Genomic DNA, 26,033 nt, shown 5'->3' with positions numbered 1-26,033 from the left:
AGGAACGAATATAATTTAACTCAAATTTGGACGTTATTCCACCAGTATAAGTTTCATCCCTGTACAAACCCTTACGTACTGTCGCCATAGTGTGGAATTCGTCTCAGTATCGTAGGTGATTTCCGACAAAGAAAATACCTGTGTTGGCGAGTTTCGACACAACAACCGACGGTAGTTGAATCTCGACTTACCTCGACTTCGCTCGGCACAAGTCGCTCGATTACCGCGCAGTCGGAACTCAGTGCATCGCTTCACTCAACTCTCGATCTATCACTTGGTTGAGCGTACCCCTGCGGGTAAGCAAGCTACGCGTAGGTCTTTAAGAGTTGTCGAAACCAACGACATTGATTACAGAAGCCCCAACTTCAAACGTACTCGGTAAGTTGGGGTAGTTCACACTAGCTTCAGTCACAACTACACCTTTCATATTGGTAAGTTATTCTTAAAACTTTTATATTGCTAAAAATAAACAGTCAACAGTCAATATTGGTTTTGACTATTGACTCTGACTGTTACTTTTCCTCTGCTTAAAAATTCAACTTATGCAAAATCTAAAAACAGGAAGAATGCATTTCTCTAAAGTTTTAATAGTCAGAAGCCTGACAATAAACTTCTCTGTAAATTCATCTATGGGAATTTTTTGTTTTGAATTCCCCCGCAGGAGGTTAAATCTATCGATTGTTCGCTCTAACAATGGGATTTTCTACAGACTCTCGATACCCTTGGACTTGTTCTGTGTAAGCAATTGGCAGAACAGCTTCAACGTTTTCATGGGGACGAGGAATAATCACCCAGGATTCAAGTGTACCGCCATAAACATTTTCTGCGGCTTCAACACCGGCAGCCATAGCGGCTTTTACTTCCGAAACATCGCCACGAATATTAACTGTAAAGCGAGCGCTACCTACTCTGATATAACCAACGAGGGTAACTCGACCAGCTTTTACCATAGCATCTGCTGCTGCTAGCACCGCAGGAAAACCTTTAGTTTCAAGTGCTCCAACTGCCTGTAATGACATTATTAATCTCCTGTATGAATAAACTGGGGGCTACAAGTTAATTGTACGAAGCTTCGCTACAGATTTTGATAGCAAAATTGCTTAGAACATACGGAAAGGTTCTGATTCCTCAGTGAAATGGATTGGTAATATGGTTTCCACATTTTCTGGGGGATTAGGAACGATGTAGTAGGTAATTACTGTACCAACTTTTACTTCCTCTCCAGCTACTATTCCGGCTTCAACAGCTCTATTTACTTCAGAAACGTGTCCCCGGACGGCGACTAACAAGCGGGCACTTTCCGCTTGACCATAATACACAATTGTGACTGCGGCAGCTTTGACCATTGCATCTGCTGCTGCTAAGACACTCGGAAAACCTAAAGTTTCAATTACGCCAACCGCCATTGGCATGGCATTAGCTCCTGGATTAAGGGATAAGCGATTTTAATTGTACGTGGCTTTAGTCCCCATTTTGACATTTTGGAAAACTTTCTTTGATGCTATATTTTTTTGGAGAGTAGAGACGCGATTAATTGTGTCTGTCCTGTAAGCGATTAATCGCGTCTGTTGGGAGTTAGAATATTTTGATATTCCCTGGCTTATGTTTTATATATATATTACAAATAATACTTCAGCTTCTTAGGTTGTGTAACTTTATTGTTTAACAAAATCAGTTATGGGTGGAAGCAAGCTAGTACGATAAACTGAAATTTATGTTTCCGAATTTTCTTCCTACGGCAGTTGAGCAACTCACAGAACCTACTTCGATCGCACTAGCTCGGAGTATTCAAACAACTGCGATCACTACTCCTTTAACTAATCAAGCAGTTACCACAACCTATGTCAAGCAAGGGTGTGGTGGAACTCCGATTTTATTAATTCACGGTTTTGACAGTTCTGTATTAGAATTTCGGCGGCTTTTGCCACTGCTTTCTGAAGATAATGAAACTTGGGCAGTGGATTTATTGGGTTTTGGTTTTACAGATAGACTTTCAGGAATTGCCTATAGCCCAACTGCGATTAAAACCCATCTTTATTATTTCTGGAAAAGCCTAATTAACCAACCTGTAATTTTAGTGGGCGCTTCAATGGGGGGTGCGACGGCAATTGATTTTACGTTGGCTTACCCGGAAGTGGTAGAAAAGCTAGTGTTAATTGATAGTGCGGGGTTAGCAGGTGGTTCGCCATTGAGCAAATTCATGTTTCCACCATTAGATTATTTAGCAACTCGGTTTTTGAGTAATATGAAGGTGCGCGATCGCGTTTCTCGCATTGGATATAAAAATCAAACTCTTGCCTCTATCGATGCGTTATGTTGTGGCGCATTACACTTACAAATGCCGAGTTGGAATCAAGCTCTGATTTCTTTCACTAAAAGTGGTGGTTACAGTGCTTTTAGACTAGAGACATTATCACAAATTGTGCAACAAACGCTAATTTTGTGGGGCGATTCCGATAAAATTTTGGGTACTGAGGATGCCACAAAGTTTCAAAAGGCAATCCCAAACAGTACTCTCACCTGGATTCAAGATTGTGGTCATCTTCCACACTTGGAACAACCACAAATCACCGCGCAGCATATTTTAGACTTTCGTGTTGAAAGATAGCCTAACCTCAATAATTTTTCTGTAACGCTACTCTGGAAATCTTTTCATCTGTTGCTAATGGATTTTGTCATCGCTACTATTTTTCTCTTTAATTGTGTTATACCAATTCACACATCCTTGGGTAAAGACGTAATGAATCGCGTCTCTACAAATGGTCTATTTGTCGCATTCTTTTTTCAAATTGGTATTACTTTCACAGAATTTTAGTGAACTCTGTAACTACGATCGCAAACCTGTTTTGCAAAAAGACAGCAGTTTACCCGGATTTCTCACCACACCTTTTAAAGCCTGCGCTTGTGCCGGGGAGAAGTAATGAGTAAGAAGTAAGAAGTTTTTACTCATTACTCATTACTCATTACTCATTACTCATTACTTCTCCTCTGCTCCATCAAACGCCTTGAGCTTGTGAGAAATGCGGGTTTATTACTTAGTAGGTAGATGTGATAATTTTATCTGAGTAAATCAGATTAGGGTGGGCATTACAATGCATACCTTACAAGCTCAAAAGATTTACACTTGCACTTGGTAATTTAAGTTTAATTCATCTCCTGTTGTTCCCCGGATACCCCAGTTGTGTTTTGGGGTTTCTGTAATCGTGATTTCTATATCTATAGGTGCAATTGCAACTTGTTCAGATAAGCCAGAAAACAACAACCTAATTAATTTCTTTTTCGTTTCAATAGTGCGTCCCTCAAACATACTAATCTCAATGATGATGTATTTCTCTGAGCGTCCTAAAGGGTAGATGAAATCATCAGGTTCGAGAGGGAAGAACCGATGGGTACGCTTATCTTGAGGATATGCTAAAGCTTCAACAACACAAGAATGAATTGTGTCAGAAATGGCACTGCGAGAATGACGGATAAATGAAGCAGTGCCATAGATTTTGATTTGTACCATTAACCTTTAACTGACTGATGAACTAACTCTAGTCAAGTAACCACATCTCATTAGAACTATCGGGATACTCATTTGGTTGATTTTGAGGTTGATTTTGAGCGAGTGTTTCCGATGACCGATGTGATTTTTTGTAGTTAAGCGGATTGTAGTGGTCTTTTACTGGTTTGATCGCGCTAGTTTCTTTGACAACAAGTTTAGATTTCTCTTCTACTTTTTGTTCTGCTTCTTTTTTGAAAACGTTAATTTCTTCTATCAGCTGGGAATTGGCCTCTGCAAGTTGCAGTGCTGCTTTTTTGGTTTCGTCAAGTTCTTTGGTTAGTTGTTCTAGTAATGATTTTTGTTCTGATACAAAGGTTTTTTGTTTAGATAATTTTGATTGCAAATCAGTAATTTCTTGTCCAAGAGATGCTTCTTTTTTGTGGCTTGTTTCTAAATTACTTGTCAACTCTTTGACAGTTGCTTCTAGATCAGCCTTAGTAGGACTTGTACGCTTAGTAGAAGCTGGTTCAAGTGGTTGTCCTAACGATTCCTCATCAGATGCAGCTTGTTCTTCGACAACTTTTTCTGCTGTAACTTCGATCGCAGATTCACCTTCTGGGGGTGTAAATTTTTGCGCCTCTTCTTGTAGTAAGTCAGAGAGACTTTGTTTCCTAGCCATTATTATTTTCTCCAATCACGCTGTAATTCATCAGCTGCACGGCGGTAGTCTAATTCCGCCTCCCGTGCGTTTCCTCCTCGCCATTGAGTAATCGCTACACCTTCAAGTGCTGCTCGTTCATGAGCTTTATAGGCACGGATGAAGGTATTACAAGTAGGAATACCTAAGCGAGTCAGAGTGTTTTTTGCTTCTTGTGCTTCCCCCAGACTGCGCGTATCGACTTTGGTGAGCAATACCCGATGGGGGGTTCCCAAGGGGATGACGGCTTCCTTGACTGTTTCCACGAGGATTGCTAAATCCATTGCAGATGGGGGTGTCGGCAAAACTAGATAATCTGCGATCGCAACTACCGCCACTAATGCTTCAGAGCGCAGGGCGGGAGGTGTATCCACCACTACTAAATCGTAACCTGTTATTTTTCCTAAATCACTTAAAAGTGCGGGATCGGTTTCTTGAGATAAATCAAATCCCATTCCCTGCTGACTGCGCCCAAACCACCAACTGGCAGAACCTTGAATATCTGCGTCAATCAGCAGCACCTTTTTTTTCTTCGCAAAGTTTGCAGCCAGATTGACTGCGGTAGTCGTTTTACCGACTCCTCCTTTACCGTTGAGAATAGCGATGATTTTTGGCACTGCTTACTTCCGATGCTGCCTTTTGTTAGCGGTAGCGGGGCGTTTAGCCCGTGCTGGGTTAGGAGTTAGGAGTTAGGAGTTATTATTCTCTTTCTTGTCCAGCTTGTCTTCTTAGTCCCCAGTCTGTAGTCCTCAATCATGAATATACCGCTTTCTGTAACCCTAAGTAACATGAAAAGTCGTAACAATAAAATTCAGAAGCCATTAACTCTACAAAATTCTATGACAACTAATTACAATTTGCCTGATGGGCCTCAAATGCCACGCTGGCTGAGGATGATCAAGTTTATTAGTCAGCCAGTGAAATATGTGGATGATTTTGCCCAAATCTACGGTGACACTTTCACCATCAGGAGTAATCGCTCTGATAATCATCTTGTGTATTTTAGTCAACCCCAAGCGCTTGAGCAGATTTTTACTGCTGATTCCAGCCATTTTGAGGTTGGCAGGGGGAACATAGGACTAAAATTTTTACTTGGCGATCGCTCCTTCATGTTATCAGATGGCGATCGCCACCAGAGGCAACGGCAATTATTAGCTCCTCCCTTTCATGGCGAAAGGATGCGCGCTTACGGTGAGGAAATTCGGGAAATCACCCGACAGGTGACTAATGAATGGCAAATTGGTAAACCTTTTAAGATCCGTGAGTCGATGCAAGAAATTACCTTGCGTGTTATTCTGCGGGTTGTATTTGGTTTGAATGATGGACAGCTGTTTGAGGAACTGAGGCGATCGCTAAGTGACTTGTTAGACTTCATCACTTCGCCTCTAATGTCCAGCGCCTTCTTTTTCCAGTTCATGCAAAAAGATTTCGGTGCGTGGAGTCCGTGGGGCTGGGTTCTGCAACAACGGCAAAAAATTGATGGACTGATTTATGCTTTACTTCGAGAACGTCGGGCTGAACCCGAGCAAAATCGCCAAGATATCCTAAGTTTGATGATGGCGGCTCGTTACGACGATGGTCAAGGGATGTCAGATGAAGAATTACACGACGAGTTAATGACACTGCTAGTTGCGGGACATGAAACCACCGCTTCGGCTTTGACGTGGGCTTTTTACTGGATTGATCGTTTACCAGAGGTGCGTGAGAAGTTGTTACAGGAACTCAACACCATTGGAGTTAACCACGATTTGAGTAGTGTAGGTAAATTACCCTATTTGACAGCAGTTTGCCAAGAGACATTGCGACTTTACCCAATTGTCATGACTGCTTTCCCCCGGATTGTGAAAACCCCAATTACAATTATGGGCTACGAACTGCGAGAGGGAACGGTAATAATCCCCAGCATTTATTTAGCGCATCATCGGGAAGAAGTTTACCCACAATCCAAGCAGTTCAAACCAGAACGCTTTTTAGAAAGACAATATTCACCTTATGAATATTTACCCTTTGGTGGCGGTAATCGTCGCTGTATTGGGATGGCATTTGCCCAGTATGAAATGAAAATTGTCTTGGCAACTGTTTTGTCAGAATTTCAAGTTTCGCTAGTGAATAAACGTCCCGTGCGTCCTGTGCGCCGTGGGTTAACTTTAGCTGCACCTGCTGGAATGCGGATGGTTGCTACACCTCAAGTTAAGCGTGTAAATACACCAGTGTTAGTTTAGGTAAGTAGGGTGGGCATTTTAATACCCACCCTACTATTAAGTAATAATTACGAATTACGTTAGTGTATGGGGACGTAGCCTATTACGAATTAAATTTTACTAGTATATCATTAGTAAATTAAATGGAAGCTTTACCCAATAATTGGGAAGATATTCAACCTAATACTGTATATTTTTCAACCAGTGGTCTACTAGTTTCATTTGCAAGCGAACAAATAAAGTTTGCATTAAAATACGATCGGAATGGCAAACATTTAAAAGCTATTGAAAAAGGGCAAGTGCCTCCTCGCGGTAATATGGGACTGGTGACTTCCCAAGAATCCGGTTACGATTTGAAATCTAAAGTTTTAGGTAAAGGTGGCGATCGCCGATTTCATGCAAAATTCATTGATGGTATATTACACTTCCCCGGTTTGGTGACAGAACATTAAACCCGCATAACTATGACAAAACTCGAATTAAAAAATCATCAAGTTTGGCGAGATTTAACTGAAATATTAGAAACCTTAGATGCTAATGATCTTGTTAAAAAACATTTAGAACTATCTGATTATAAAATATGCGGCTATTGGGATGAACAAGATAAATATTATGAAACAATTATTTTGCCTCGTATCCTAAAAGCCGAATTAGTTAGTAGCTCTATTGGCGTTACCTATAAAGAACGTTTTCTACAACTAAAGTTTTTCCTTATAGCTTTTGCTGTTGATGACACACAGGTGGCAAGCAATAACCCTCAAAAGCTAGGTGAGTTGGTTCTTATTTACAATGAAAATTTAGAGTTTATTGATGAAAATTGGCTTTTAGATATCGATTCTTCAATGCTTGAGATACAATTCTGAAGTCTAGCAAAATTTATAAATCCTCATCGCGTCCAGACTTGACAGGAAGCCAACTGATGTAGCAAGATGCATTGAAGTCCCTTTCGTCCCACATCTCGCAGTGGGTAGGAGGCAATGCATGATTGGCAGTATTTCTTTAACCACGATCGCAGCAATTTAAATCAAGGCATTTATCGCATCTTTGAGCCGGAGTGGAAAGCAGAGATTCTCCACTGGTTCAACCAAAAGGATGTGGATAAGCAGCAGAAAGAAGATTTTATCCAAGCATTAATAGATTTTGATGAGGCGTTGCATAATGGCGGTATGAATTGAGGTAAAACTGGATGGAATGTCCGCGTTGTGGGTCGTCTCATATCCGTAAGAACGGAAATAAAAGAGGTAAACAGAATCACATTTGCTGTAATTGCGATCGCCAATTTATTGATCGGTACGAACCACCTCAAGGATACAGTGATGAAGTGAAACGGGAATGCCTGAAAATGTACGTTAATGGTATGGGATTTCGTGGCATTGAACGGGTCAAAGGTGTGCATCACACGACATTGATTACTTGGGTAAAACTTGTAGGAGAACTGCTACCTGATGTTTATGATCCAGAGACAATTCCAGAAGTTGGCGAACTCGATGAACTAGAAACGTTCGTCGGCTCAAAAAAAACAAAGTTTGGCTTTGGACAGCAGTGAACCACTTCACACAAGGTATTTTAGCGTGGGTTTTGGGCGACCATAGCGCCGAAACTTTTCGACCGTTATGGGATATTGTAGGTACTTGGCAGTGCTATTTCTATGTCACGGATGGATGGTTGGTCTATCCAGGCTTTATTCCAGAGGGCGACTCAGATTGTGAGCAAGACTTACATGACACGAGTTGAGGGGGAAAACACCCGGTTGCGCCACTATCTCGCTCGATTGCATCGAAAAACGCTATGTTATTCCAAATCAGCACAAATGCTGAAATACTCGATTCGATTGCTACTTCACTATCTCAAGTTTTGGGATGTTCCAGTTTCAGTATGATTCATACCGCCATTATGCAACGCCTTTGATGACAGTTGCGGCAATTTTTATCGGTATCGCGCCTACTTTTTGGCTGCTGAGGCTTTATCCCAGTTCCCAGAATGTAGTTTGGGTGATGCAATTGTAGAACAACTGCTCAAATGGAGTTATGCCTATTTTCGGCAGGATAAACGAGATTGGCAGATATTACCAAAACCATTGGTGAAGACAGCTAGAAAAACGCTGGAATTAACCGACAGAAAACGGGTAATTGCTGCCTTTGTGCATTTGGTTCATACTACAGAAAGTCGTTCAATTCTCCGAGTTGCAGCCGAGAAGTTAGGAACACTCGATCCGGGTAATAAAAGTGCGATCGCAGCCTTGGCTTTGATGCCGATTACTGAGGAGAGACACGGATACCAGAGAAGTTCTAGTCTAAGCAAAATCGCCGTTGGCAATGAAACTGCGATCGCTGTTCTAGTTAACGACATTAAAAATATACCAGATCGGAAAATTTGCAGGGATGGAATTACAGCTTTGAGAGATATCGCTGACGGCAATCACGCTGCAATCGCTGCATTAGTTAACCTTATGGAGACGACACTGAATAAGGACAATTGTTGCGAAGCGATCGCAACTTTGAGAAAAATTGCAGTGGGTAATCAAACTGCGATCGCAGCCCTTGTCAAATTCTTACAGATAAACCAGGGTGATAGAATCTGTTTTGATGCAGCTCAAGCTTTGTGGGAAATTGATCCTGGTAATGCACCTGTACTCAAGAGTTTAGTCCACATTCTCGAAACTTCTGCGAATACATCTCTTATAAATCGCGCGGCTACATATCTACTGGAAATTGAGCCAGAGAATAAAACTGCGATCGCTATTTTATCCAAAACACTTGAAACCTCTCAGTCTGACGGCGAACGTTTGCAAGCAGCTAAAAGTCTCCTACAAGTAGACTCTAATAATCAAATTGCAATTAATGTCTTATTAGAGTTAGTTAAAAATCTGGGTCAATCCCCAAAAGATCCGTATTATACACAATGTCTCGCGTGGGAAGCAACTAGAACTCTGTCGCAAATCGACCCCAGTAATAAAATTGCAATTAATGCTCTAGTTGATCTGATTAGAACTGCTAACCATCATTCTTACCTCAACCTAGCAGTGCAGTATTTAGGGCTTTTTGGTGCTGGGAATGAAACTGCAATTGCAACTTTAATCGAGTTAATCGCCTCCACTAAAGATGATTCCCTATTATGCGATGCCGCTGGGAGTCTAGGAAAAATTGATTCAGGTAATAAAGTGGTGGTTAGCACGTTATCTCAGGTACTTGAAACTACTCAAGATGAATGGGGACGTTTGTATGCAGCCAAAAACCTACTGGAAATTGATCCTGTCAATCTAAAGGCGATCGCGACTTTATGCCAAATAATGGAAATAAATCCTTATCAAGATGAATCAATCTTGACGGATGCAGTTCAAAATTTAGAACAACTCAATCTAGAAAACAAATTGATTAAAGAGAAGCTCAACGAAGTTATCTCTACTCTGATCCAATTTATTCAAATCTATCAACAAGATGATGACAATAAAAACTGCTTCAGCAACAAAGCCACTATTCGGCTATCCTATGAATCCTGTCTTTTGGATATAGCCGATAGTTTAACAAAAATCCTCCAAAGTGAACATTTACCACAAGTAGTTACAACCCTAAAAGACTATCTAAGTAAACAGTTCTACAAAAACAGTTCATATCGCTACGAAGCCGTATTTAACATCATCTGGCATTGTGCCGAAAATCTAACTTACCCAGATTTCCACAAAGCAATCAACTAAACAAAAAGCGCAGAGTTCTTATCTTCCTCCGCGTTCCTCTGCGCTTCCCTCCGCGTCCCTTTGCGTTAAAAAACAATCTCCTCCCTCATTCTCTCCTCCAGCACATCCAATAACCCATCCACATCCTTACCAGCTTGCTCAAAACAAATCGGTGGTGCTGGTTCCGGTGCAAACTGAATTAACTTAATTTCCCCCTTCCCAATCCCAATCATCACAACTTCCACATCCGGCTTGTGATTCTCAACAATTCCCAAAATTTCCTGAAGCCGATTATCAACTTTATTATTTAAATTCTCTATCTGCTCTTTCGGACAATAAACAAAATGCGGTGTTGGCTGCAAATCAATACCAACAGTACCCTGACTGTCACCATTTGCTAACCACAATCCCCAAAACAGCGCCGCCAATTCTTGCTGATTTGCTTTGACAAACTTATCCAACTGGCGACGCCACTTAGTATCACCTGATTCTGGTTGACTATTACCAAAAAACATAAATCATTCGTAATGAAGACACAGACAATAGGCGAAACTTATCTTAAACCTGACTGTACACGCCAGAGGCCGGAATAAATACCGTCTTCCTCTAGCAATTGTTCATGGGTTCCCGATTCTACTAATTTCCCATGTTCCATGACATAAATGCAATCAGCATTGCGGATAGTGGAAAGACGATGAGCGATCGCAATTGTAGTTCTATCTACTGTAATCCGTTCTAGCGATCGCTGGATTGCCGCTTCTGTTTCATTATCTACTGCCGAGGTAGCTTCGTCTAAAATCAGAATTGGGGGATTCTTTAAGACTGCACGGGCGATCGCAATCCGTTGTCTTTGTCCACCAGATAACTTTTGTCCTCTTTCCCCAACAATTGTCTCATAACCTTGGGGCAATTCAACAATAAATTCGTGCGCCTCGGCTATCTTCGCCGCCGTGATGATTTCTTGTTCTGTAGTCTCAAAACTACCATAGGCAATATTCTCCGCTACAGTGCCATGAAATAGAAACACATCTTGGCTCACCAAACCGATGCAGCGCCGTAAATCTTGCAAATTCAAACTTTGCAAATCAATGCCATCCACAGTAATGCTTCCAGCTTGCACCTCATACAACCGTAACAAGAGTTTGACTAAAGTGCTTTTACCAGAACCCGTTGAACCGACAATTGCAATGGTTTTCCCCGCCGGAATATCCAAAGACAGATTTTTAATCACTGGAAATCTATCTTTATAGGCAAAATAAACATTGTTAAATTGCACTTCACCGCGCACTTTATCTATAGGTAACGCTACATCACCTGTATGAATGGCGATAGGAGTATCCAATAAATTCATGACTCGATTAGTAGAAGCCATTGCCCTTTGATATTGGTCAAAAGTTTCGCCTAATCTAGTTAAAGGCCACAGCAATCGCTGGATTAAAAATACTAATACGCTGTAAGTACCTACAGACATTGCTCCAGAAACCGCTGCCATCCCGCCATACAAAAGTAATGCCGTGAACCCCACCAAAATCAGCATCCGAATTAGCGGGACAAAAGCAGCAGAAAGAGTAATTGCCTTAGCATTACTGTGGCGATAAGCGTCACTATCTAATTCCAAGCGATAGGCTTCATAAGTTTCAGCAGTGAAGCTTTTAATAGTAGTGATTCCGCTGATATTGTTTGACAACCGCGAATTGAGAAAACCTACCTTTTCGCGGACATCAGCATAGCGAGGTGCAAGTAGTCGTTGATAGGCAAAAGAACCCCAGAGGATGAATGGCATCGGTGACAAAGCCATCCACGCGACACTAGGAGCCAGAATAAAGAAAGCAGCGCCAATAATTAAAACAGTTGCAGAAACTTGGATGATATCATTTGCTCCCCCATCCAAAAACCGCTCTAATTGGTTAATATCATCACTGAGGATAGACATTAAACCGCCAGTGCTGCGTTCTTCAAAATAAGCCAATTCCAACTCTTGCAAATGTTTGTATGCATCCAAACGCAAGTCATGCTGAATATTCTGAGCCAAATTTCGCCAAAGTCGAGCGTAGGCATATTCAAAAACCGATTCAAGTATCCAAATGACCACAGTCAGGAAGGAAATAATCAAAAATTGTTGAAAGACATCCCGCACCCCTAACTGTGCAATTATGGAATCCTGTTGCTTAACTACCACATCCACCGCCACGCCAATTAAGCCGGGTGGTGCCAAGTCGAAAAATTTATTGAGGGTAGAATAAGTAGTCGCCAGCCAAATTTGTTTACGATACTGGTGTCCATACTCAAGCAAACGCTGGAGAGGATGCGTTGAATGTTTACGCCTTCTTGATGCCCGATGAGATTTTAATGCAGTAGCCACGGCTTTTTGCGGTTTCGTGTCACTGATATTACCACGGAACAAAGTTTTGAGTCCTAAGTCCTGAGTCTGAAGATTGATTCAGGCAGACTAGTGAGAAACTAGTAACTGAGTTTATTCAAGGACTGGGGAGCAGCACTTCGGCTCCTTTCGACTTCGCTCAAGGCAAGTCGCTCAGTGACCGAGGAGATCGGGAGCAGCACTTCTCTGCGAGACGCTGCGCGAACGGCTCCTTTCGACTTCGCTCAAGGCAAGTCGCTCAGTGACCGAGGAGATGGGGGAGAATAACAAATAACAAAACAAATAACAAATGACCAATGACTAACTAAATATTGGAGAGAATAATTTGAAAAATCAGCAATTTGGTAATTGGCAAACCACAGTTTTGGGAATTGTGTTAGCAATACTAGTGATTATTGGGCTAAATTCCTTTATCATTATTAACCCAGGACAAGCAGGAGTAATCAGCATCTTGGGTAAAGCCAGAGATGGGGCTTTATTGGAAGGTATTCATTTAAAACCGCCTTTTATCACTGTGATAGATGTGTATGATTTAACGGTGCAAAAATTTGAAGTACCAGCCGAAAGTTCCACTAAAGATTTGCAAAATTTATCTGCAAGATTTGCAATTAACTTTCGCCTCGATCCGATAAAGGTAGTTGAAGTTAGAAGAAAACAAGGAACATTAGCTAATATTGTATCAAAAATCATTGCCCCTCAGACACAAGAAGCATTTAAAATTGCCGCAGCTAGAAGAACAGTCGAAGAAGCGATTACCAAACGAAGTGAGTTAAAAGAAGACTTCGATAATGCGTTAGGCGATCGCTTAGACAAATATGGGATAATTGTATTAGATACTAGTGTAGTTGATTTAGCATTCTCACCAGAATTTGCCAGAGCAGTTGAAGAAAAGCAAATTGCTGAACAACGGGCGCAAAGAGCCGTTTACGTAGCACGAGAAGCTGAACAAGAAGCACAAGCAGACATTAATCGTGCCAAAGGTAGGGCAGAAGCTCAAAGACTCTTAGCAGAGACACTCAAAGCCCAAGGAGGACAGTTAGTTCTGCAAAAAGAAGCCATTGAAGCTTGGAAGACTGGCGGCGCTCAGATGCCCAAAGTCCTGGTTATGGGTAATGACTCAAAAAATGGCGTACCCTTTATATTCAACCTTGGGAATGTCCAAAATCAACCGTAAAAGGGAAGTGGGCATGAGATAACAAGGTCTAAAATTATGGAGTTTGCTCTGACTTCAGACAAATTCAACAATACATTGGACTATTCCCAATTCAAAACCTAAAATCCAAAATGGTATAAGTTGGGCTAGTAAAGGCTGGTGTAAAGAAACTTCCTATTTCATTACACCTAGAAAGCCCGAAATTAAAGCATGAGTAACTTTTGACCCTTCGACTCCTTTCGACTGCGCTACCTCGGCTTTGCTCGGCACAAGGCAAGTCGCTCAGGGTCAAACTTCCGCCTTGCGGTACTAGTCCCAACTCAAACACCACAGAAAAACCAACCAGATAATAGTCGAAGTTTATGTCAACCCCCAATCCTCAGAATCTCACCGCCGAAGAAGCGAAAAAATTACTGAACAAATTCAACTGTCTAGACATTGCTCCTATCCTCAACTCATCAGAAAAAGTAGTAATTCGTAATGCCTTAATTTTGCTCGCCAAGCTTACTGATTACCAAATATTAGGAATTTGTGCTGATACAGCAGAAGAAGGAATATTGGCGATGAAAACCTATTCTTTGGCTTTGGGTTATGAACCACCAAATAATTTACTTACACCCGAAGGCCCAGTTTATATCAAATTAAATGGCAAAAACGGCTTGTGTTATCTTGATTCCTATGATGGACATCATCGTGGTGTATTAGTATCTTGCCAGTCTTATGACGAAGATGGAATCAACGAAATGTATGGACATCTTCCCCTGGACTTATTTGTATAGAATGACGCAATGTAGGTAAGGTATTTGCCTTACCTACTCACTAACGAAAAATAATTAATGACTTCAATCTTATGAGTATTATTACACTACAATCAGTAACAAAAGACTTTGGTATCAAGGAAATTTTAAAAGATGCGAGTTTTAGCCTTGATGCTACCGATAAAGTTGGATTAATTGGTACTAACGGTTCTGGTAAATCAACCTTATTAAAAATGATCGCTGGGTTAGAATCCATTGATAGCGGTCAAATTTTAATTAACTCCGGTTCTAAAATTATCTACTTACCGCAGCAGCCAGATTTAGATGAAAATCACACAGTTTTAGAGCAAGTTTTCGCTGATAGTGGCGAACACATGGCTTTAGTACGCGAGTATGAAGAACTTTCTGATAAATTGGTTCACTATCCAGATGATAGTCAACTGATGTCTCGCCTTTCTGCGGTGATGCAACGGATGGATACGAGTGGTGCTTGGGAACTAGAAACAAATGCCAAAATCATCCTGACAAAATTAGGAATTTCTGATTTTGATGCCAAGATAAGTACTTTATCTGGAGGTTATCGCAAGCGCATTGCTTTAGCATCAGCTTTGCTATCAGAACCAGATGCTTTGCTCATGGATGAGCCAACAAACCATCTTGATGCTCTTTCTGTGGAATGGTTACAAAGTTATTTAAATCGCTATCGCGGCGCATTGTTTTTGATCACTCACGATCGCTACTTTTTAGATCGCGTTACCAACCGGATCATTGAAATCGACCGAGGCGACATTTACACCTATACAGGTAACTACTCATATTACCTCGAAAAGAAAGCTTTAGCTGAAGAATCTGCCGTCAGCAGTCAACGTAAACACCAAGGCTTGTTGCGGCGCGAGTTGGAATGGCTGAAAAAAGGGCCGAAAGCCAGAAGTACCAAGCAAAAAGCGAGAATTGACCGCGCTCACGCTCTGCGGGATACTGAATTTAAACAAGTTCAGGGTAAAGTTGATATTTCGACAGTTGGTCGTCGCATTGGGAAAAAAGTTATTGAATTAGATAACGTTTGTAAGGCATACAATGGACGCACTCTGATTAATAATTTCACTTACGAATTTAGTCCAGAAGATCGCATCGGCATTATTGGCGCTAATGGTGCAGGTAAATCGACTTTAATGGATATCATTACTGGACGGGTTAAGCCAGATTCCGGCATTGCAGAAATTGGTACTACAGTTCACATCGGTTATTTTGACCAGCATTCGGAAGAATTGCTCACAGCATTAAACGAAAGTCAGCGCGTGATTGACTATATCAAAGAAGAAGGAGAATTTGTAAAAATTACCGATGGAACTCAAATTAGTGCTTCGCAAATGTTAGAGCGGTTTTTGTTTCCTGGTAATCAGCAGTATGCCCCAATTAGTAAACTTTCGGGTGGGGAAAAACGCCGTTTATTTCTGTTGCGGGTTTTGATGGGTGCGCCCAATGTCTTAATTTTAGATGAACCGACAAATGATTTAGATGTTCAGACCTTGGCAGTATTAGAGGATTATTTAGAAGACTTTGCCGGGTGTGTAATTGTAGTTTCTCACGATCGCTACTTTTTAGATCGCACCATTGACACAGTATTTTCCTTTGAGGAAGGCGGTAATCTGCGGCAATATCCAGGTAATTACTCGATTTATCTGGACTATAAGAAGGCTGAAGAGGCGCAGCAACAAGCTGCGAACGCTAAGGAGAAGCCAAAAAATGTTGAAACCCAAAATGGTGCGGCTTCAACCAAGGATGGAGAGAATACCAAGCGGCGGAGATTATCCAATTGGGAGAAAAAAGAATTTGAGCAGCTAGAAGGTAAAATTGCCGAGTTAGAGGCTGAGAAAGAAGAAACCGAGAAAACACTAGCGAATGTCTCACCGGGTAATTATAGCCAAGTGCAGAAATTGTATGATCATGTAGAAAAGCTCAAGCACGCGATCGATGTGGCGACTGAACGGTGGTTAGAATTGGCAGAAATGGAGTCTTAATTAGTAGTGGCGTATCTAGCCTTAAATAGTGCATTAGAAAAACTCTTGTGGGATGGGTGTCTCACCCGTTCGGGGCGGACAAGATGACGCTGCCTCTTCTGCTGCAATGTCAGCGTCAATTTGGTCGCGGTTAGCATGATAATAAGCTAAAGCTGCATAAACCTGCGCTAAGGTCAAATGACTAAGAAGCAGGTTCGCAACTTATGGGAGCAGGTTCGCAACTTGTGGGAGCAGGTTCGCAACTTGTGGGAGTAGGTTCGCAACTTGTGGGAGCAGGTTCGCAACTTATGGGAGCAGGTTCGCAACTTATGGGAGCAGGTTCGCAACTTGTGGGAGCAGGTTCGCAACTTGTGGGAGCAGGTTCGCAACTTGTGGGAGCAGGTTCGCAACTTATGGGAGTAGTGTCCCTTAAAGTTTTGATGAAGCTGAGACAATTATCTATATACAGCACTGACAGCTATTATGCAATACAGACCGCCAGGGAATAGAATTCCCTGTCTAATGGTGCAAGTCCTCTAGAAGAGGACTAGAAAAACTTGGGTTAAAGCACTGACAGCTATTATGCAATACAGTACAGTTTTTCTTTTTGCCCTTTTCTATCATAGCTTCCAGCTTTGAGGATGTACCTCATAGCTGCCGGAAGTGCTGTAAATACCAATGTTTAGTAATAAAATTCCGAAAATTTACTGCTATGACTTAAAAATTTTATTACAAAAACTGCGAGTTTTGCTGAACCAAAATGCAGTTTAATTGAGGCAAGCTAGCTCTATAAGAATTTTAAAGGAGTAGTTTTATGTCTCGTAAAAAACGTACATCCCGTGTTTTAGAAAAAGCTCAGTTAAGATCGGCTGGACTGAAATCGATTGTTCCAAGCGTCAAATTTGACGAAGATTATAGTCTAGAAAAATTAGTTGAGTCAATCGACCAGTTACGCGGCAAAATTGATGTTTATAATACTGCTCTATCTGTAGTTGACTCTTCTAAAACTGAAATTGAAGAGATGGAAAAAAACTTGAGTCAGCTTTCTGAAAAGATGCTGATGGTGGTTGGTATTAAGTACGGCAAAGACAGCCGTGAATATGAGATGGCGGGTGGTGTTCGCTATAGCGATCGCATCCGCAAAATCAGATCGAGCCGCTTAAAAAATGTTGCAGAACAAGCATCTGATGAAAATGCTAAAACTGCATAAAATGCAGGATAAGGTAAAAGACGCGATAAATCGCGTCTTTGAGAAATCCGGGAGAAATTGTTTCTTTAAAGTGTTGAAATAAGTCAAACAGAACGCGATCGCTTTATTAGCATTAGTAAGTAAGTTGGGAAAATCTACACCTCCAAAAGCTTTAGCTACTCCCTACTTTGGAGAAAATCACCACTCAGACTAATTTTAGGAAAAGCAAATGGGCGTTAGCACGCTAGCAAAATCAGCACATAATACAATAGACATCTTGCAGAAGTTGGGAAAAGGGGAAAGGTTTGTTATTTTCCCTTTCCCCTTTAACCTTTTTCCACAAGAGTGCAAAAAGAACAAATGCCAAGAAGTCTAATAGCTAGCGTCCCCCAAAAGCCACTCATGCCGCAAAATAACCAAACCGCCATCGAATTCCGCGATGTCACCTTTAGCCGCAATCATCGCCCATTGGTGTCAAATCTCAATTTCACCATCAGTCAAGGAGAAGCACTGGTATTACTTGGGCGCAGTGGTAGCGGCAAAACCACGACAATGAAGTTAATTAATCGCCTATTTACACCTACACAAGGCGAAGTTTTATTTGATGGCATTCCCACAACTCAATGGGATGAAATTAAACTGCGGCGAAAAATTGGTTACGTCATTCAAGAAATTGGTTTATTTCCCCATTTTACAGTTGAACGCAATGTGGGTTTAGTCCCGTCTTTAGAAGGTTGGCAACCAAAACAAATTAAAACGCGGGTTTATGAGTTGTTGCAATTGGTAGGCTTAGAACCAGCACAATTTGCCACACGTTATCCGCACGAACTTTCAGGAGGACAAAGGCAAAGAGTCGGTGTAGCCAGGGCTTTAGCAGCAGATCCGCCGGTGTTGTTGATGGATGAACCCTTTGGCGCACTCGATCCAATTACGCGCCTCGAACTGCAACAAGAGTTTCGGCATTTGCAGCAAGAGTTAGGCAAGACAGTTGTTTTCGTCACCCACGATATTCAAGAAGCCTTAGTTTTGGCATCGAGAATTGGTTTAATGTATGGCGGAGAATTGGTAGTATTGGGGACGAGAGATGAATTTATGCGATCGCAACATCCAGAAAGCCTCGCCTTTCTCCAATGTCTGCGTTCCCTGCAAGATACTTTATGAAAAATTTCTTCTTAATTAAGTATGCCCCAGAAATTCTTCAGCATACACTCGAACATCTATTTTTAGTCGGCATCGCGATCGGAATTGCCATCCTTGTGGGCATTCCATTAGGTATTTTAATTACACGTAAAACCTATCTCCGCCAACCAATTCTCGGCATAGCGAATATTCTCCAAACTATACCTAGCTTGGCACTCTTTGGTTTACTTATTCCTGTTCCCATAATTGGCGGAATTGGTGCAGTACCAGCAATTGTTGCCCTGACTGTATATTCCTTACTGCCGATAATTCGTAACACTTACACAGGTATTACTAGCGTCGATCCAGCAATTCGGGAAGCAGGAAGAGGCATGGGAATGACAGATAGACAATTGTTATTACAAGTTGAGATTCCCTTAGCAATGGGAGTAATTTTGGCAGGAGTGCGAGTCGCAACAGTAATCGCCATAGGTATTGCAACTATTGCCGCCGCGATTGGGGCTGGTGGTTTGGGAGTATTTATTTTTCGCGGTATATCAGTAGTAAACGATCAGTTAATTTTAGCTGGTGCAGTTCCGGCAGCGGCAATTGCATTATTAGCTGACTTTGCAATTGGCTGGATGGAGAATAAATTAAAAATTAANAAGTTAATGAAAAGATTTTTCACGCTTTGCTTTTTAAGTTTTGCCTTGTTATTGGTAATTGTTGGCTGCACGCCGAATTTAAATAGTAATAACGGTGGTAATATTATTGTTGCTTCCAAAGATTTTACCGAACAAGATATTTTAGGTGAACTGTTAGCACAGCAAATTGAGGCGACAACTAATTTAAAAGTAGCTCGTCGTCCCCGTTTAGGTGGTTCTTTTGTTTGTCATAGTGCTATTACTGCTGGCAAAATCGATGCTTATATTGAGTACACAGGCACATCTTTTACTGCAATTTTGAAGCAAAAAGCAATTAACGATCCGAAAGAAGTTTATGAGAAGTTAAAACAAGCATACTCGCAGCAGTTCAATTTGGAAGTGATGCCCAGCTTAGGTTTTGAAAACACTTTTGCGATAATTGTCCGGGGTGAAGATGCCAGACGCTACAATATTCAAACTCTCTCCGAAGCTACTCAATATACACCGCAGTGGCGTGGCGGTTTCGGTTACGAATTTTTAGAAAGAGAAGATGGTTTTCCCGGATTAGCGAAAACTTACAATTTACGTTTTGCTAAATCTCCGCAAATCATGGACTTGGGTTTAATATATCGTGCTTTAATTCAAAAACAAGTGGATATGGTGGCGGGTAATTCCACTGACGGGCAAATTTCTCGCTTAGGTTTAGTTGTACTCAAGGATGATAAACATTATTTTCCACCTTACGAGACTGTGCCAATTGTCCGACAAGAAATATTAAAAAAATATCCCGAATTAAAAACAGCGATTGCTTCCCTTGCTGGCAAGATTTCAGCAGATGAAATGCGACAGTTAAACTATTTAGTTGAAGGGGAATTACGTGATGTTAAAGATGTTGTCCAGGAGTTTCGCAAATCGAAGGGATTATAATAATTCGTAATTCGTAATTCGTAACGGTTCAGTTAAGCAGTGTTTTCCTCTCTCTGTTCCCTCTGTGCCTCTGCGGTTCGTTAAAAAAATTGACTTTGATAAAGAGTTTTAGCCTTAACTGAACCGTATTGATCCATAATTAGCTCATATTTTAGATATTGGCGATCGCAGGATTGATAAATTCCATGAACAGATTATTAAATCAAAGTTTTTTGCTTACAAATACAAAGCCACGGCTCTTCTTTGATACGGAATCATTTGTCAGCATTGCTTTCCATAAATCTGTTGTTTTTACCCATACTGGTGGATACTTGTAACGAGAAACATCAAAAATTAAAAATCTATCTGTTTGCTCATTATATGCTGCTACAGGAGAAATATGCCCGCCTTTCTCTTGACCAATTTCTTTGCGTAAATAGTTTACTAAAATGAAATTTTGCGGTTGTTTTAAATTTTCTGCTGCTTGTTTGCGGAACTCTTCTAAACTAGTGTCGGCAGCGTGGTAAACATTAACTTTAACGCCATAACTAGCTAGTAATTGCCCTAACTGATCTAAAGTCATACCTTCGCGAGATACAACTTCGGGAGCTAGCACTTTTTTTGTATTCTCATTACTAAAAAAGTTTTCTTGAGTAAATACTCGATATGGCTTGTCTTCTGGTGCTGGAACTTTTAGACTATTTAGTACCATAACCATACTAGCAACACCACAATATGTCTGAGTATTTTGAGTAGTAAATTGCATACTCAACGGAAAGAAGTCTTGATTGGACTTACTCTCAAATAATAATTTTTCACCTTCAGGTGTATTAAAACCAACTAAATTAGAGGATAGCGGTAATGTTTGAGAGAGAACGCTTCCACTAGAGATACATAATCCAATAGTTAAAGCTTTAAAAAATGTTTTACTTATTTTTCGCAACATAGGATTTATAAGTAATGTAAAATTTTCAAATCAGCTTGTATTAATAATCTCACACCATGATGCTAGACAAATATAAAATTTTCGGAGAAATTGTATAAAAATGCTTACTGTTGCTAAACCCAAGCGAATTGCCAGCGTAATCTTTTCTTTTACTGTTTTACTTTACAGCCAAGTCGCATCAGCCGCCTTAACTTTACCTTTACGCAGCAAGAAGGGAATGGTGGTTTCAGCCCATCCCCTAGCAAGTGAAGCGGGAATTTTGATGTTACGCAAAGGGGGTAATGCAGTAGATGCAGCTGTCGCCACAACTTTTGCGCTTTCTGTAGTTGAGCCTTTTTCAGCAGGAATCGGTGGCGGCGGATTTTTATTGATGCACTCTGAGAAAACTGGCGATATGAAAGCGCTAGATTTCCGCGAACGCGCACCCCTGAAAGCTACAAGAAATATGTATCTAGAGGCAGCAGGAAAGGTGCGTCCGAATGCAAGTATTAATGGTTATTTGGCAGTAGCGACACCAGGAACAGTGGCAGGACTTTATGAAGTGCATCGTCGCTATGGTAAGCTTGCTTGGCAAGAGGTAATGAAACCTGCGATCGCACTCGCTAAAGATGGTTTTATTCTTAGTGAGATGGTAACTTGGCGTTCTCTGCAAGCAAACGATCCTCGCAAGCAAGTAGTTCTCAACAATCCCGCAGCGCGAGAAATCTTCACTCGCAAGGGTGAATTTTACCAACCAGGCGAGAAGCTAGTGCAGCGTGATTTGGCACGTACTTTAACAGCAATTGCCGAAAATCCTCAAAGTTTTTACACCGGGAGTATTGCTCGTGCGATCGCTTCTGATATGGTAAAAAATGGTGGTTTAATTACCCTCGAAGACCTAAAAGCTTATAAACCAATCTGGCGCACTCCCGTTTGTGGTAACTTCCGCAAAGCTAAAATTTGCTCAATGCCACCACCATCATCAGGAGGCGTTCATCTATTGCAGATTTTAAATATTATCGGTGACACCGATTTGAAATCTTTGGGATGGCATCATCCAGACGCAATACATTTAATGGTAGAGGCAATGAAGATTGCTTACAGCGATCGCTCAAAATATTTAGGCGATCCTGATTTTGTCAAAGTCCCTGTACAAGAACTGCTCAGTCCAGCTTACGCCAAAAAACGCCGTCAAGAAATTAATATGCAAATGGCTCGACCCTCCACCGAAGTCAAGCCAGTAGATTTAAATTCAAAATGTCTGCGTCTTCCCTCATCCCCTTGTCTTCCCCATGAATCTCCCCAAACCACTCATCTGACTGTTGTGGATGAACAACACAACGCCGTAAGTCTGACTTTCACGATTAACCTCATTTTTGGTGCTGGTATTGTGACACCGGGAACTGGAATTGTTCTCAACAATGAGATGGATGATTTTGCCGCTGCGCCAGGAGTGCCTAATGCTTTTGGTTTGGTTGGTAATGATGCCAACAGCATTGCACCCCGCAAAACTCCCCTATCCAGCATGACTCCCACAATTGTCACAGAAAATGGTCATTTTCGGATGGCAGCAGGTGCGCCTGGTGGTAGCACCATCATCACCCAGGTTTTGCAAGTAATCCTGAATGTGCTGGAATACAACATGGATGTTGGTGCGGCTATTTCTGTTCCACGCATACATCATCAATGGCTGCCAGATGAGTTGCGCGTTGAATCTTGGGGCTTGGATGCTCTGACTTTGCAAGACTTACGCCGTCGGGGACACAAAATTAAGGAAACTACTCCTTGGGGTAATGGTAACGCGATCGCTGTTACATCTGATGGAATTTTAGAAGGAGCCGCCGATCCTCGCGGTGAAGGTTCCCCCAGAGGTTTGTGAGCCAGACGCGGGGACGCAAAAAATAACTAATGACAAATGACTAATGACTATTGATTTTGAATTGTTGACTCTGCGTAGCTGTTGCTACCAAACTCGTTTGCCCGTGCGCTAGGTACTAGTGTCCAACCTGCTTTCAAAAGTTTTTGATAAGTTGCCCAACCTTTAGAACCACCTGGTATTTGATAATCTGGGACTGCAAAATGTCCAAAAGCTGTGTAAGGACGCCAGGATTGATTGGCTTCTGTCTGCAAATACAAAATTTTCTCTCCGTCGCCACCAGACTTAGACAACCAACACATTTGTCGATGCATTGCAAACTCCTTTGCTTTTAGCTAATGATGCATAATAGCTGATCCTTGTCAAGCTAATTATCATCCTTGGGGATAATTTTTGCCTAATACTTTAGACAAAATGTAATTAAGTTCTATCCACTACAGGATAATTGCTTAACAACTCATAGCCTGGAAGACAGCTGCTAAAGGGACATAAAGATAAACAGCTTTGCCTCACCTTGTTTATTGGGTGAGATTTTTCCCATGTTATCCGCGTTTTTTGCGATCGTGTGTAACAATAACTACTGTTTTGACTGAGGCTTGCAATCAGACTATTTGTTTTTCTGTTGAGATATATAAGCGCAGATTCTAGAAGTTAGTTATAAAGTTTGGTTGATTAAACACTCTGAGCAAACAATATAAAATCTATTTTTATGTTGGTTGTATACAATCGTCCGTTTGATGATGAGAAGCAATTTCGTATTTATCTATAAGCTAAATTTAAATCCCCGACTTCTTTAAAAAGTCGGGGATTTGGACAACAAGTTGGATTATTAGAAGGATGGAGCATACAACTTATCGCCGACAATCTGGCGAATTGTCTCTACTAGTTGACTGTATGCAAGGTTAGATAAAACTGGTTGTGCTGTTTGCAACTGAATTTCTCGATCTAAATCAATCCATGACTTGCAGCCAGCGTATTTGGCGTAATAGGGAATTTCTAGCTCTTGCGATAGTTTATATGTCCGCAGAAGCAGGATATAAAGGGGTTGACGTGCTTTCCATTTGAGGCGATCGCTAATAAAATGCTCGTTCCAAATGTGAAAGGGAAGTAAGGTGTTGACAATAGACTCGTCACTCACTGGCAAAATATCTGTAATTTCAGCCCAACTGCCAATGCGAACAGTTTCAGGATGCCAGCCTGATGTTACAGGATAGACATTATTGGCGTATTCAGCTTTCAGCATGAAAGCTTGTTGATGTTCATAAGTAGGGTAAAGCAGAATTTGCTGGTGGGCAACTTGAAAATGTCCATGTCGTTCGTGGATACCGCCCTTGCGGAGCAACATAATTGTTTTGCCACTTTCCAAGGCATTTATGGCAACTGCCCATTCTTTGAGAGCATGAAAAGTTGTAGTCAATTCCATCGGCATCTACTGTAACTCTGATTTAATTTGAAGCTAAGACTGATAAAGTATGAACCTGTCCAAGGCAATGAATTAGGAAACAGTTATAGAAAAGCGATTGCTAGGTACAAGTGAAGTCAAAATCACACCCATCCTCATGGGAACTTGGCAAGCTGGTAAAAGAATGTGGGTGGGAATTGAGGATGCTGACTCGATTAAAACGATTCGAGCCGCTTATGAAGCTGGGATTACGACAATTGACACTGCTGAAGTATATGGTGAAGGACACTCGGAGCAAATTGTCGCTGAAGCTTTATCTGATGTACGAACTCACGTGCAATATGCCACGAAAGTTTTTGCTAACCATCTCAAGTATGAACAAGTGATTGAAGCTTGCGATCGTTCCCTAAAAAACCTGAAAACTGATTACATCGACTTTTACCAAATACATTGGCCCTCCGGCGCTTTCAATAGTGAAATAGTACCTATCGAAGAAACTATGAGCGCTCTTAACTTACTCAAAAAGCAAGGTAAAATTCGAGCAATCGGCGTTTCCAACTTTTCTCACGCCCAGTTAGCAGAAGCAGCAAGTTATGGACGTATTGATAGTTTACAACCACCCTATTCTTTATTCTGGAGACAGGTAGAACAAGATGCATTTCCCTATTGTATCGAAAACAATATTTCTATCCTTGCTTATTCACCTTTAGCACAGGGGTTGTTAACCGGAAGGTTTTCTCTCGGTCATCAATTTGACCCGACAGATAACCGTGCTAGAAATAAACTGTTTCAAGGCGAAAACTTTGAACGTGCCCAACAAGCACTAGAAAAACTGCGTCCTATAGCCCTTCTTCATGATTGTACCCTTGCTCAGTTAGCTTTAGCCTGGTTAATTGCTCAACCTCAAACAAATGCGATTGCCGGAGCGCGTTATCCCGAACAAGCACGAGACAACGCATTAGCTGCCCAAATCAAGCTTTCCGCCGCCGAAATAGCAGAAATTGATGCCATTGGGCGTATTGTCACCGACCATCTGGATGACAATCAGATTATGTGGGATTGATGACAATGCAGTTTGGTACTATGCTTAATCCATCCAAGATCCCTATAACTTTCTTCAAAAGAGGGCTGGGGATCAAATTTATGGCTCTAGATTGCAAAATCTAACAAAACGTCAACTTTCGTAAACCAAGGGTTGCAACTCACAAATTAAGTGATACCTTAAATAGTAGGACACCAAACAAAATAAAACCAAACAAAAAGGGTCAATGACTTAGTGTCCCCTTGTCATCAGCCCAAGCAAGTTTCAGCATATCAAATGTGATAGAAGTGGCAAAAAGCCTAATGTAAAAGGCAAAGGCAAAGCCAAATCCTAAAGCGGAAAAACGCAAGAATGCTGAGTTTGTTAGTTTTTTAGTCCACCCTAGTTATTAACTTTCAGCTTGTTAATTAGTTTAAAACTTGAAATCTGTAAACTCGATAAAACCTGGTCAACCTTGACCAGGTTTTTGGTATTTTATTGTAAACCCAACCTACATCAGTATAATTTTTAGTCTTAACTGAACTGTATTGAAGCGTATTGGACTATAAATAATTTTACAGCAGGGAATAGAATAGGACAGC

At 41.2% G+C, this 26,033-nt stretch carries 29 protein-coding genes; 18 read left to right on the top strand and 11 right to left on the bottom strand.

Features of this window, described 5'->3' with window-relative positions:
- Positions 1-33: 33 nt before the first annotated feature.
- From QUD05_RS10175 to QUD05_RS10165, 3 genes are all read right to left on the bottom strand, one after another.
- Entirely contained in the window at positions 34-255 is a 222-nt protein-coding gene (locus QUD05_RS10175) for a hypothetical protein (protein WP_289795926.1), read from the bottom strand.
- 416 nt (positions 256-671) lie between these two features.
- On the bottom strand, positions 672-1,019 hold the full coding sequence (locus QUD05_RS10170) for a carbon dioxide-concentrating mechanism protein CcmK (RefSeq protein ID WP_289795925.1): 348 nt from the start codon (positions 1,017-1,019) through the stop codon (positions 672-674).
- A gap of 81 nt (positions 1,020-1,100) precedes the next feature.
- Positions 1,101-1,412, bottom strand: coding sequence for a BMC domain-containing protein (locus tag QUD05_RS10165; RefSeq protein ID WP_094352432.1), 312 nt, complete (start codon positions 1,410-1,412; stop codon positions 1,101-1,103).
- A gap of 302 nt (positions 1,413-1,714) precedes the next feature.
- On the opposite strand from QUD05_RS10165, the gene QUD05_RS10160 reads away from it, so the two are divergent.
- Complete coding sequence (locus QUD05_RS10160) at positions 1,715-2,608, top strand: alpha/beta fold hydrolase (RefSeq protein ID WP_289795924.1); 894 nt, start codon at positions 1,715-1,717, stop codon at positions 2,606-2,608.
- A 510-nt stretch (positions 2,609-3,118) separates the two neighbouring features.
- Here QUD05_RS10160 and QUD05_RS10155 read toward each other — a convergent pair.
- Genes QUD05_RS10155 through QUD05_RS10145 form a run of 3 tightly spaced genes read right to left on the bottom strand, consistent with a single transcriptional unit; the run spans position 3,119 to position 4,801 of the window.
- On the bottom strand, positions 3,119-3,508 hold the full coding sequence (locus QUD05_RS10155; RefSeq protein WP_289795923.1) for a tautomerase family protein: 390 nt from the start codon (positions 3,506-3,508) through the stop codon (positions 3,119-3,121).
- 28 nt (positions 3,509-3,536) lie between these two features.
- A complete protein-coding gene (locus tag QUD05_RS10150) occupies positions 3,537-4,166 on the bottom strand; it encodes a hypothetical protein (protein ID WP_289795922.1) in 630 nt (209 codons plus the stop codon).
- A gap of 2 nt (positions 4,167-4,168) precedes the next feature.
- Positions 4,169-4,801, bottom strand: coding sequence for a ParA family protein (locus QUD05_RS10145; protein ID WP_181930437.1), 633 nt, complete (start codon positions 4,799-4,801; stop codon positions 4,169-4,171).
- A 222-nt stretch (positions 4,802-5,023) separates the two neighbouring features.
- Here QUD05_RS10145 and QUD05_RS10140 point away from each other — a divergent pair, with 222 nt between their 5' ends.
- The 8 genes from QUD05_RS10140 to QUD05_RS10115 all read left to right on the top strand — a co-directional run bounded on the left by QUD05_RS10140 (position 5,024) and on the right by QUD05_RS10115 (position 10,079).
- A complete protein-coding gene (locus tag QUD05_RS10140) occupies positions 5,024-6,406 on the top strand; it encodes a cytochrome P450 (protein WP_289795921.1) in 1,383 nt (460 codons plus the stop codon).
- Between the two features lie 122 nt (positions 6,407-6,528).
- Positions 6,529-6,837 carry a hypothetical protein gene (locus QUD05_RS10135; protein WP_289795920.1) on the top strand — a complete coding sequence of 103 codons (309 nt, stop codon included), beginning with the start codon at positions 6,529-6,531 and terminating at the stop codon, positions 6,835-6,837.
- Positions 6,838-6,849: 12 nt separating this feature from the next.
- Positions 6,850-7,248, top strand: a complete 399-nt coding sequence (locus QUD05_RS10130) for a hypothetical protein (RefSeq protein WP_289795919.1) — start codon at positions 6,850-6,852, stop codon at positions 7,246-7,248.
- Positions 7,249-7,362: 114 nt separating this feature from the next.
- Positions 7,363-7,560 carry a hypothetical protein gene (locus QUD05_RS10125; RefSeq protein ID WP_289795918.1) on the top strand — a complete coding sequence of 66 codons (198 nt, stop codon included), beginning with the start codon at positions 7,363-7,365 and terminating at the stop codon, positions 7,558-7,560.
- A gap of 11 nt (positions 7,561-7,571) precedes the next feature.
- Positions 7,572-7,931 carry an IS1 family transposase gene (locus QUD05_RS34360; protein WP_502911393.1) on the top strand — a complete coding sequence of 120 codons (360 nt, stop codon included), beginning with the start codon at positions 7,572-7,574 and terminating at the stop codon, positions 7,929-7,931.
- Entirely contained in the window at positions 7,928-8,119 is a 192-nt protein-coding gene (locus tag QUD05_RS34355) for a hypothetical protein (protein ID WP_502911392.1), read from the top strand. Before QUD05_RS34360 ends, QUD05_RS34355 begins: the two co-directional genes overlap by 4 nt.
- Positions 8,106-8,264, top strand: coding sequence for an IS1 family transposase (locus QUD05_RS34350; RefSeq protein ID WP_502911391.1), 159 nt, complete (start codon positions 8,106-8,108; stop codon positions 8,262-8,264). Before QUD05_RS34355 ends, QUD05_RS34350 begins: the two co-directional genes overlap by 14 nt.
- Before the next feature lie 108 nt (positions 8,265-8,372).
- Positions 8,373-10,079, top strand: coding sequence for a tetratricopeptide repeat protein (locus QUD05_RS10115; RefSeq protein ID WP_289795917.1), 1,707 nt, complete (start codon positions 8,373-8,375; stop codon positions 10,077-10,079).
- A gap of 65 nt (positions 10,080-10,144) precedes the next feature.
- On the opposite strand, the gene ccmS is transcribed toward QUD05_RS10115, so the two are convergent.
- Both ccmS and QUD05_RS10105 read right to left on the bottom strand, forming a co-directional pair.
- Positions 10,145-10,573 (bottom strand): beta-carboxysome assembly chaperone CcmS, encoded by a 429-nt coding sequence (gene ccmS / locus QUD05_RS10110; RefSeq protein WP_289795916.1) that lies wholly within the window; start codon positions 10,571-10,573, stop codon positions 10,145-10,147.
- A gap of 38 nt (positions 10,574-10,611) precedes the next feature.
- Positions 10,612-12,420 (bottom strand): ABC transporter ATP-binding protein, encoded by a 1,809-nt coding sequence (locus QUD05_RS10105; protein ID WP_289795915.1) that lies wholly within the window; start codon positions 12,418-12,420, stop codon positions 10,612-10,614.
- Between the two features lie 343 nt (positions 12,421-12,763).
- On the opposite strand from QUD05_RS10105, the gene QUD05_RS10100 reads away from it, so the two are divergent.
- The 7 genes from QUD05_RS10100 to QUD05_RS10070 all read left to right on the top strand — a co-directional run bounded on the left by QUD05_RS10100 (position 12,764) and on the right by QUD05_RS10070 (position 20,228).
- Positions 12,764-13,612 carry a prohibitin family protein gene (locus QUD05_RS10100; RefSeq protein WP_289795914.1) on the top strand — a complete coding sequence of 283 codons (849 nt, stop codon included), beginning with the start codon at positions 12,764-12,766 and terminating at the stop codon, positions 13,610-13,612.
- Positions 13,613-13,953: 341 nt separating this feature from the next.
- Complete coding sequence (locus QUD05_RS10095) at positions 13,954-14,370, top strand: DUF1824 family protein (protein WP_094352421.1); 417 nt, start codon at positions 13,954-13,956, stop codon at positions 14,368-14,370.
- A 71-nt stretch (positions 14,371-14,441) separates the two neighbouring features.
- A complete protein-coding gene (locus QUD05_RS10090; RefSeq protein WP_289795913.1) occupies positions 14,442-16,370 on the top strand; it encodes an ABC-F family ATP-binding cassette domain-containing protein in 1,929 nt (642 codons plus the stop codon).
- A 203-nt stretch (positions 16,371-16,573) separates the two neighbouring features.
- The gene (locus QUD05_RS10085) at positions 16,574-16,858 is read left to right on the top strand and encodes a hypothetical protein (protein ID WP_289795912.1); all 285 of its coding nucleotides are present in this window, start codon (positions 16,574-16,576) and stop codon (positions 16,856-16,858) included.
- Between the two features lie 305 nt (positions 16,859-17,163).
- Complete coding sequence (locus tag QUD05_RS10080) at positions 17,164-17,559, top strand: hypothetical protein (protein WP_289795911.1); 396 nt, start codon at positions 17,164-17,166, stop codon at positions 17,557-17,559.
- A gap of 381 nt (positions 17,560-17,940) precedes the next feature.
- Complete coding sequence (locus tag QUD05_RS10075) at positions 17,941-18,699, top strand: ATP-binding cassette domain-containing protein (protein ID WP_289799936.1); 759 nt, start codon at positions 17,941-17,943, stop codon at positions 18,697-18,699.
- Entirely contained in the window at positions 18,696-20,228 is a 1,533-nt protein-coding gene (locus QUD05_RS10070) for a glycine betaine ABC transporter substrate-binding protein (protein ID WP_289795910.1), read from the top strand. Before QUD05_RS10075 ends, QUD05_RS10070 begins: the two co-directional genes overlap by 4 nt.
- 202 nt (positions 20,229-20,430) lie before the next feature.
- On the opposite strand, the gene QUD05_RS10065 is transcribed toward QUD05_RS10070, so the two are convergent.
- Entirely contained in the window at positions 20,431-21,153 is a 723-nt protein-coding gene (locus QUD05_RS10065; protein WP_289795909.1) for a phytochelatin synthase family protein, read from the bottom strand.
- A 100-nt stretch (positions 21,154-21,253) separates the two neighbouring features.
- Here QUD05_RS10065 and ggt point away from each other — a divergent pair, with 100 nt between their 5' ends.
- Entirely contained in the window at positions 21,254-23,011 is a 1,758-nt protein-coding gene (gene ggt, locus QUD05_RS10060) for a gamma-glutamyltransferase (protein ID WP_289795908.1), read from the top strand.
- 47 nt (positions 23,012-23,058) lie between these two features.
- Here the strand turns inward: ggt and QUD05_RS10055 are convergent, their stop codons facing one another.
- The gene (locus QUD05_RS10055; protein WP_289795907.1) at positions 23,059-23,322 is read right to left on the bottom strand and encodes a hypothetical protein; all 264 of its coding nucleotides are present in this window, start codon (positions 23,320-23,322) and stop codon (positions 23,059-23,061) included.
- 515 nt (positions 23,323-23,837) lie between these two features.
- The gene (locus QUD05_RS10050; RefSeq protein ID WP_289795906.1) at positions 23,838-24,437 is read right to left on the bottom strand and encodes a DUF1802 family protein; all 600 of its coding nucleotides are present in this window, start codon (positions 24,435-24,437) and stop codon (positions 23,838-23,840) included.
- A 79-nt stretch (positions 24,438-24,516) separates the two neighbouring features.
- Between QUD05_RS10050 and QUD05_RS10045 the strand changes: the two genes are divergently transcribed.
- On the top strand, positions 24,517-25,473 hold the full coding sequence (locus QUD05_RS10045) for an aldo/keto reductase (protein WP_289799935.1): 957 nt from the start codon (positions 24,517-24,519) through the stop codon (positions 25,471-25,473).
- Positions 25,474-26,033: the final 560 nt, after the last annotated feature.

The organism is Nostoc sp. GT001 (assembly GCF_030382115.1).
Taxonomy (GTDB): Bacteria; Cyanobacteriota; Cyanobacteriia; order Cyanobacteriales; family Nostocaceae; genus Nostoc.
The sequence above is the reverse complement of the archived record's forward strand: the minus strand, read 5'-3'. Positions and strand labels throughout refer to the sequence as shown.